Source organism: Corynebacterium minutissimum, assembly GCF_000805675.1.
GTDB lineage: Bacteria > Actinomycetota > Actinomycetes > Mycobacteriales > Mycobacteriaceae > Corynebacterium > Corynebacterium minutissimum.
The window spans coordinates 22,407-30,852 of the sequence record NZ_JSEF01000021.1 but is presented as its reverse complement, the minus strand read 5'-3'; the positions used below and the strand labels follow the sequence as shown (position 1 = coordinate 30,852).

The 8,446-nt window shown below is 57.5% G+C and carries 8 protein-coding genes and 1 tRNA gene; 1 reads left to right on the top strand and 8 read right to left on the bottom strand.

Annotated elements, in window-relative coordinates; all coding sequences use genetic code 11:
* Positions 1 to 243: hypothetical protein (locus NX84_RS13080; RefSeq protein ID WP_211251548.1), on the top strand; the 243-nt coding region annotated here is incomplete at its 5' end.
* Positions 244 to 247: 4 nt separating this feature from the next.
* On the opposite strand, the gene NX84_RS12170 is transcribed toward NX84_RS13080, so the two are convergent.
* From NX84_RS12170 to NX84_RS12135, 8 genes are all read right to left on the bottom strand, one after another.
* A complete protein-coding gene (locus NX84_RS12170; protein WP_039676961.1) occupies positions 248 to 820 on the bottom strand; it encodes a hypothetical protein in 573 nt (190 codons plus the stop codon).
* Positions 821 to 900: 80 nt separating this feature from the next.
* Positions 901 to 3,489: a DEAD/DEAH box helicase gene (locus NX84_RS12165; RefSeq protein WP_039676959.1), complete on the bottom strand. Its 2,589-nt coding sequence runs from the start codon at positions 3,487 to 3,489 to the stop codon at positions 901 to 903.
* A 2-nt stretch (positions 3,490 to 3,491) separates the two neighbouring features.
* Positions 3,492 to 5,342, bottom strand: a complete 1,851-nt coding sequence (locus tag NX84_RS12160; RefSeq protein WP_039676957.1) for a site-specific DNA-methyltransferase — start codon at positions 5,340 to 5,342, stop codon at positions 3,492 to 3,494.
* A 288-nt stretch (positions 5,343 to 5,630) separates the two neighbouring features.
* Positions 5,631 to 5,703, bottom strand: a tRNA-Arg gene (locus NX84_RS12155).
* 91 nt (positions 5,704 to 5,794) lie between these two features.
* Positions 5,795 to 6,082 carry a glutaredoxin domain-containing protein gene (locus NX84_RS12150; protein ID WP_039676951.1) on the bottom strand — a complete coding sequence of 96 codons (288 nt, stop codon included), beginning with the start codon at positions 6,080 to 6,082 and terminating at the stop codon, positions 5,795 to 5,797.
* Complete coding sequence (locus NX84_RS12145) at positions 6,082 to 6,627, bottom strand: dihydrofolate reductase (RefSeq protein WP_039676950.1); 546 nt, start codon at positions 6,625 to 6,627, stop codon at positions 6,082 to 6,084. Before NX84_RS12145 ends, NX84_RS12150 begins: the two co-directional genes overlap by 1 nt.
* The gene (locus NX84_RS12140) at positions 6,627 to 7,451 is read right to left on the bottom strand and encodes a thymidylate synthase (RefSeq protein WP_039676948.1); all 825 of its coding nucleotides are present in this window, start codon (positions 7,449 to 7,451) and stop codon (positions 6,627 to 6,629) included. Before NX84_RS12140 ends, NX84_RS12145 begins: the two co-directional genes overlap by 1 nt.
* 67 nt (positions 7,452 to 7,518) lie before the next feature.
* Positions 7,519 to 8,394 carry an NAD-dependent epimerase/dehydratase family protein gene (locus NX84_RS12135; RefSeq protein ID WP_039676946.1) on the bottom strand — a complete coding sequence of 292 codons (876 nt, stop codon included), beginning with the start codon at positions 8,392 to 8,394 and terminating at the stop codon, positions 7,519 to 7,521.
* Positions 8,395 to 8,446: the final 52 nt, after the last annotated feature.

Genomic DNA, 8,446 nt, shown 5'->3' with positions numbered 1-8,446 from the left:
CAACTGGTACACACCAGAAGAGAAAATCCAAGAACTATTCAAGTGATGCATCCACCACTTGAAACCGCCCCTGGGCAACCAGCATTTGTTTCAGTTAAGCGACTTCCATTCCGCCTGAAGACTCTGAGCGAGATGGAGCTGCGTAAGTGGGAGCAGGCAGACGTGGACCCCATTGAGTTCATCGGCAAAGAAGAGCAACTGCCATCGGGGTGGAAATTACAGACGATTTATCTCCGGGCGTAGCTCGTCAGAAGAGTCCGATAAGCGCAGTTGCGACTGGACCGAGAATCGTTGCGGCGCTGCCGGCATCGCCGAGCACAGAAAGCCCTTTTCGAAGTGCGGTTGGGAGACGGCTTGTTCGAGCACCACCGTCTGTTTCTTGGTCGATGACCTCGGCAACATCATCGTGTCCGCTTTCGCGCAGAGCGTCGATGAGGTTTTGAATCTGGGCAGTGCTCACGTTGATAGTGACGCTGTGTTCATTGTTGATTCCAACCTGCCCACCATTGACATCACCATGGATGTTTACCGCGGTGTTCGTCGTGTGGATTCCCTGGTCAACCCCGTAATCCGCCACGGACGTTCCAGAAAAAACTAGGTGTTGACCTTTACCAGTGAGCCGCCCGTAAAAGAGCTCTTGGTTCCAGTCCGTTTCGAATGTTAGAAGTTCGAGGCTTTCAAGCATCTTCGCTGAGCGGTATAGGTCTTCGTTCGAGAAACCAGACTTGGTCGATAGATGTTGAAAATTGGTTGGACTCGTGGGGTTATCATCCACCCAGCTGAGCAGCCAGTCTGCTACTTCGAATCTGTTTCTTGTCATTATTTATAGTCCCTTTCACTGTCATCCAGGTTGATCTACGTAGCCGCGTTCCGCATCGGTCATCGCGGCCCCGCGTCGTCTCACGACCCGGGATTCGACTTCCGCTTCAGGTCTTCCCACGACTCGGACGCACGAATGTCGGACTCGTAGGCAATGACGTAGCCCCACTTCTGGCCGACGAAGTCCTCTTCGCCAAGCAGTTCCCGTACGAGTACCCGAGCCGCGGCTCGTTTCGCTTGTACCGTTTCGTCATCTCGTCCCTTGTCTGACTTGCCCTCGATAATCCACATCTTTCCGTCTGAGTCCTGGGCGACGAAGTCGGGGTAGTAGGTATCCCTGGTGGTGTACATGATCGACGCGCCGTCAGTGGAATAGAGGCGCTTCCACCACACGATGTCCGAGGTGTAGTTCAGTAGCAGCGCGAGGAGGTACTCGCCACCCCACGAGTCGAAACTCGCTGCGGGGAACAGTCCGCGGTTCCAACCGTCGTAGAACTCGCGGGGCTTGAATTTCGCCTGCTGGTCTTTAGAGAGTTGCTGGAGCACCGCCTTGCCAAACGGCAAGGTCACAACTTGTTCAATCGGCAGTTCGACTGGGACGATAGTCGTTTCGGTCTGCAAGCTGCTTGCGTGCTGACGCGCCTCCGCGTTTACTAGTGCAACGAGCTCGTCTACCGCAGACTGCTTCGCCTTTTCCGTCCAGTGGTCGATACCGGCGTTCGCCATGAAGGTCGGAAGGACGTATTGCGCCAATGTGATCGCGTTCTTTTTGTCCTGGGTAACAACCCCAAGGCCGAATACGCGGCGGGTGAGTTCACTGATAACAGTGTCATCGGCCACGGGGGCCGATTCGACCTCCGCGTCGGTGGTGCGTTTCGTGTCGAGCTTGGACTTTCGCACGACTATTTCTTCGCGGGTGAGCGCTTCCTTCGAGTCGGAGACGCGGCGCGCAGCCCGGATAATGTCCTCGTCGTCAATGTGGCTGAGCAAGAACGGCGTGGTTGATTTCGCCATAACCGTGGAGGGAAACAGGAAGGTCTTTCCTGCGAACTCTTCGTTGACCCAGATTTCCGTTGACGGGATGTAGCCGGCGCGCTGCATCGTCTCATTGTCACCGACTCGTCGGAATGAGACACCTCCGGTGTAGCCACCAGTGACCTGGACAGTTTCGCCGGCCTTGGTGCCGATGTCGCTCGGGCCGTCCGTTGTTTCGCTTGAAGGGGTTGTTAGCCACGCGGTCGAACCGGAAGTCGACCCCCTTTGGGTTTCGGGCGAAGGGTCGTTCGGGTTTGGCTGCACTTGTCCTTCGCCCTGGAGGAAGCTCTCTTCGACATCCATGCCGGAGATTGCGCCCTGGGCGGCATCTCCGAGGCCGAAGGAGCGCAGCACGTCTTCGTCTTTGAGGAGGGACTTGAACGACTTGTGACTCAAGATGTCCAACTGGTCCAGCTCAGCCACACCAGTGCGGGCACCAAAAGGCAGTCGCAGGCCTCGGCCCATGGTTTGCTGGGTAAGAATGTCTGATGACATGGCACGCAACGCACACATCACCGCGACTCGCTTGGTGTCCCAACCCTCTTTGAGACGATCAACGGAGACAATGGCACGCACAGTTGAGTTTGGGCTGTCGAGTTCGTCTAAGCGGCGCAGGGTGACCGCGTCATTGTGCTTGTTGTCGAACTGGAGCACTGCCTCGGGCTCGCCGAAATAGCCCGGGCCTTGCAGGATCTTGGTGACTTCTCCTGCATGGGCGACGCTTTCGCACACGACAAACAGCAGCGGCTTCGTCCTCTTTCGCTCACCCGTTTCGCCGGGGAAGTTCGCCTTACCGTACGCCTCATAGGCCGCCTCTTTGTTCCGCAACAGCGACACCGCGTCAAGTAGTTGTCTCTCCTCGGCTGAGTTCTTGGGGTAGCCGTTCTCGCGGTAGACCAGCATTGGCGACTTCACATAGCCGTCTTCGATGGCGCTATACAGCGGGTAGTGGAAGATGACGTGGTCCGTATCGGATGCCGAAGCGGTCAACCCAATCGTCGCAGCGGGACGGAGATCCTTCAGTGCCTGGTTGAACGCCTTGGCCGATGTGCCAAACAGGTGGGACTCGTCCGCGATAACCACTAGGTCGTCGAGGTTGACCAGATAATCGTAGAGCGAACCGGACTCTTCCTGGTGGTCACGAATCTTGCGGCGCATGCCCTCTTCGGTGCCAGCGCGAGCGTTGGCCTTCTTCGGCTCGATAAGTTGCGACACGTTAAAGACGTAGACCATCGGGCCGTCTGCGGCATTTCGGAACAGCTCTGACTGGCCGGCACGCCAAGCGCCGTAATTACCAGGTGAAACAACCTGAGGAGCAGAAGAGAAGCCTTCAACGTAACGGCGCGAGCCCTGGGTGAAGTTCTGGACGGTCTTGTTCTCCAACACTGTGGAAGGCGGGACGACCACCATGACGTTTTTCACCCCGAAGCGCGATAAATACTCAATGAGTGCGGCCATGAGGTAGGTCTTGCCTGCGCCGGTGGCCATGTGCATGACCATGGGCTCTAACGGATCAAAGTCACCAGTGAGGTGGTAAATGAGCTCGCGCAACGCCCGCTTGTTGGGATCTCGCAGTTGAAACTCCGTAGCGATGCTGTCGATGAGTCCTTGGTCAAGTGCGATTGGAAGTGCCATGTCTACTTGCCCTCCTGCGTTTCCGAGTAATTGAAAATGTCGTTGGGAATATGGACAACCTGACACGGCTTATCCGTTGTCCTCGCGAACTGCCTGACTCCCGGTTCGAGCTCCGTAGCGGCGAGCGTGACGCCTTCGTCCTCATCAAGGTGAGCGAGGAGCTCTTCGGCCTGGTCCCTATCGAGCCGGCCTTCGACCACTTTGAGGAACATAGAACCGCGCTTGCCATCGTAATGGCGGTTATCCGGGGTAAGCGTGAAGTTGAGGTTTGCGGCGACAGAGTTGACGAGCGTCGCACCGGTTGCTGCTTCGGTGAGCGTGACGAAACCCAATTCGGGGACGTAGTCGAAACACTGTGGTGCAAGGTGGGCGACTGTAAAACTGCCGCCTCCGCGCCAGTTGACGACGCCTTTCTGGTTCTTGGTCTTCGTCGCAGTCTTGAGCGCTTTGACTACCGCTTCGGTTTTCAATTCGGGGTTCGCTGCGAGCACTTTGTTAAGAGCGCTGTTGAACTTCTGGGCGTCTTCCGGTGAGAGACCTTCGGGCAGGCCTTCCTCAGTCGCGTCGACACGCTCTTGTTTCTGGATGCTGATTCCGCCCTGGTCCTCGCCGTTTATGACCTTCTCCAGGCGTGGACGGGTGAAGCGGTTGAAGGTGTCTTCCACGAGCTCGCAGCTGACCCAGCGGCGGCCCATCTTCTGGGCGACGGCTGCGGTGGTTCCCGAACCGGCGAACACATCGAGGACGATGTCACCGGGGTTCGTTGCGATGTGGATGATGCGTTCGAGGAGGCGTTCGGGTTTGGGTGTGGAAAACGGCGATTCTTCTGGGATTAGGCTTTGAATTTCTTTCTTTGCAGCATCATTGTGGCCCACTTCGGAGTGGTCCCACCAGGAGTCCGGAACACGGCCCTTTCCTTCAACATCAGAGAGGAAGCGCTTGAATGCCGGGCGACCCAACCCATCGACCCCAAAATAGACTCGATTTTGGTCCAACAATTCCTTGTAGCGGCTTTCTGTATAGACCCACGCTCTACCAGGAGGCGGGGTGAACGTTAGCCCCGCGGGAGTCATTAAAGGGTAAAACTGGTCTTTAGTGGCGTGACCCGCACCTGCGGTGAAATCCCCGGGCTTCCAGGGGCCACGGGGGTCACTATCCGGGTTTTTGTATGCCGAATTTTGGGCTGCCGTTCTAGGCAGTGGGTTGCGACTCTCCCGGAACCCTGCGTTCGATTTTGCATACACAAGGATGAAATCTTGCGAGGCGGTGATGGTGGATCGATTCTCCGGTGAGTAGGTCTTCCTCCAGACAATTTCCCGAACGAAGTTCCCACTTCCAAACACTTCGTCCATAAGCGCGCGCATGCGGTGGTTTTCGACGTCGTCGAGGTGGACCCAAATCGACCCGTCATCGCTAAGAAGCTTGCGTAGGTGGACGAGGCGGTCACGCATCATGGTGAGCCATACGGAGTGTTCGAGGTTGTCCTCGTAGTTGGCGAAGGTTTGCGCGGTGTTAAACGGCGGGTCAATGTAAATGCACTTGATCTTGCCGAGGTACTTCTCTCGCAACTCCGGCACGCGAGTGAGAGCTTCAAGCACGTCGCCGGACTCACCGAGGATCAGCAAATTGTCCTTGGTCGGCTCCAGGTCAGCCCGCTCCGAGTATTGTGTGCCCTCGTCCTTAGGCGATTGCTTGCCGGTGACCACTTCGTCAACGACGAGCGCCCGAGTCTCGCAGTACCGAGGATCCGTCGGGTCAACCCATTCGTATGCGTAGCGTCCCTCTTCACTGGGGATGAGTGCCTTGTCCTTGTTGAACCAGGTCAATTCAAGTAGTTGCTTCGCACCGGCCACCGTTTCGCTGCCTCGTTTCGTTTGTCGGGGCGTTCAAAGTTATTCGCACTCTATGGTAGCCGGGGCAGCGACAGGAACCGAAGAAAATTCGGACCAAGGGAAACATACTTTTGGATCGCTAGTCAGGAATTGGTCGCAAAGACTCACTTCGAGGCCCATCTTCTTGAGAAAGCAGACAGTTTCGGTGAAAAATGAGAGCCGGAACCCAGTTTCAAGGTCCCGACTCTTGCGCCGCGGGAGTTTTCTGAACACTTTTGAAAAGTTTTCCGAAACCCTCACTTCACAGCGTGCCCCAGAGAAGATTCGAACTTCCGACACCGGCTTTAGGAGAGCCGTGCTCTATCCCCTGAGCTACTGGGGCAGGGGGGTGCGTTGCGCACCTAGGTAAGACTAGCAGCCCTGCTTGGGGCGGCGGTAAACGTGTGGCCTTTGGTCGCGCTGGCTGCGGGGACTTATTCGCCGGCCAGCTCCGCGTACTTGGCGCGGACCTCGCTAGCTGCAGGGTTGGTGGCGTGGGTGCCGTCGGAGTAGAGGACGGTGGGCACGATGCGGTTGCCGTCGTTGACGGACTCGATCCAAGCGTTGATATCTTCGGTGCCTTCCGCTTCGGCGTCGACGAGCGCGTGCGGGGTTTCCGTGCGGTTGAGCGCAGAAATCAGGCGCTGGCAGAACGGGCACCAATCGGCGAAGAAGATGGTGACGTGCTCAGTGGTTTCGGGAGCAGTGATGTTGCCTGACATTAAGCAGCAGCCTTTCGGTCGTAGGTAAGGAAGCGGTATTTCATTGGCAGCTCGCTCGGCGGCTGCCCGGGAATGGTGAGGTGTCCGGACTGTGAGGTCAGCCAGTCGCTATCGGCAGACAAGCTGAACTCATCCGGTACGGAGGGGGCGTGCACGGCATCGTCGCCGTAGGCATCGCCGACCTGCACACCCATGAGGGTGAGCTCGATAGTATCGACGTGGTCGAGTGCGGAGTTGTAGAGCTGGCCGCCGCCGATGATCCAGGCGTCGCCAGGCGCAGCATCAAGCGCCGCGTCGAGGTTGCCCACAACGGTGGCGCCCGCAGACCACTCGCCGGGTTCATGGCGGGACAGCACGATGTTGTCCCGGCCCGGAAGCGGGCGGAACTTGGGATTGAGAGATTCCCACGTCTTGCGGCCCATGATGACAGGTGCGCCCATGGTGACTTCTTTGAAATGCTTGAGGTCCTCCGGCACATGCCAGGGCATCACGGTACCGTCACCGATGACCCCGTCGAGTGACTGGGCCCAGATTGCGCCCAGCATTAGACAGACACCTGCGCCTTGATGGTGGGGTGGGGGTCGTAGCCGATGACCTCGAAATCCTCGAAGTCGTAGTCAAAGAGGCTCGCGGCCTTGTGGAGCTTGAGCTGCGGGTATTCGCGCGGCTCGCGGGAAAGTTGTTCCTTGACCTGCTCGATGTGGTCGTTGTAGATGTGGCAATCGCCGCCAGCCCAGATGAGATCGCCCACCTCGAGGCCCGCTTGCTGGGCAAACATGTGGGTCAGCGCGGCATAGGAAGCCAAGTTGAAGGGCACGCCCAAGAACATGTCCGCGGAGCGCTGGTAGACTTGCATGGAGAGCTTGCCGTCAGCGACGTAGAGCTGGAAGAGCAGATGGCAGGGCATGAGCGCCATCTTGTCCAGCTCAGAGACGTTCCACGCGGAGACCAAGTTGCGGCGCGAATCCGGATTGTTTTTCAGAGTATCGAGCGCGACCTGAATCTGGTCGATGTGCTGACCGTCCGGCGTGGGCCATGAGCGCCATTGCACGCCGTAGACGGGGCCCAGTTCGCCGTTCTCATCGGCCCACTCGTTCCAGATGCGGACCTTGTTCTCCTGGAGCCACTTGACGTTGGACTCGCCGCGCAGGAACCACAGCAGCTCACCAATCACGCCGTGGAAGTAGACTTTCTTGGTGGTCAGCAGCGGAAAAGACTCCGCCAGGTTGTAGCGCAGTTGGGCACCGAACAGGGAGCGGGTGCCGGTGCCGGTGCGGTCGCCTTTGGGTGCGCCTTCTTCGAGGACGCGTCGGAGAAGATCCTCATATGGTGTTGTGAGGGCTGAAGAAGCGGTGGGAGTGTCACTCATGATGTCCAAGTGTAGAGCGTTGGAAAAATCTTAGGTAGAGCGGTGGGGGTACTGGTGATGAGATTTGTTATTTCGATAGCTGGGCTTGATAAATAGCCTCTAGAGCTTCGTCGGTTGGGGTCGCCTGCCATGAGGACGTGGCGCCGGTAAGAATTGAGGGACGCTCCCACAAGTACCTCATTTCTTTTAGTCCTCGGAGGTCCGTGCTAGCAATGCCAGCTACTTTCAGCATCCATGGGTGAATAGTGATAGGGGAGTGTTGGCATCCGGCACGTCGAGCAAACTCAGCTTGAGTAAGAGCGGGAGCGCAAGGTGTGGAAATTATTGGGGGTGTCGAATCATCTAAAAGTGCGTCTGTCAACGCTCGTGCGAAGTCTGGAAGGTACGTGACCGAGTGTTTAGCGTTTGCGTTAAAAAGAGCAAGGGGACGCTTCTTCCCAATGATGAGCTGATGGTAAACGCATCCGGGACCGGCATCTGGTCCGTACAGATCGGCCGCGATTACCGAGGTAGTGCGCGAGGGAGAGGCTAAGCGGTTCTCGATTAGGGTCGCTCGAACACCGGGTTTGCCATTGCGAGATCGGGTGAGGGGAGTATCAGGCGAAATCACCTCGTGAGACTGGTCGAACCCATACATCGATTCGGGAAAGACAACGGGGATGCCCCGTTGGGCGGCTACCTTCAGCACGGTTTCTTCAGCTGGAATGAGTAGGTCGCGCCATTTTTGAGCGTCATATGGGGCGTGGATGCAGTGGGCAATGCCGTCGATCTGGTCTGGGTAGGCGTCACTGTGTGTTGCGTCGCCCTTCTTGAACTCAACGTTTTTGCTGGCGGCGAATTGGAGCTGTCGCCGCGTCATGATTGTGCACGTGTGCCCTCTTTTTGCGAGTTCACGTGATAGTGCACGGCCAACGGGGCCCGCGCCGGTAATGAGAAAGTGCATTGAGTGTCCTCCACTCTTATTAGTGACTGGTGCTCTCTAAGGCTATAGGTGC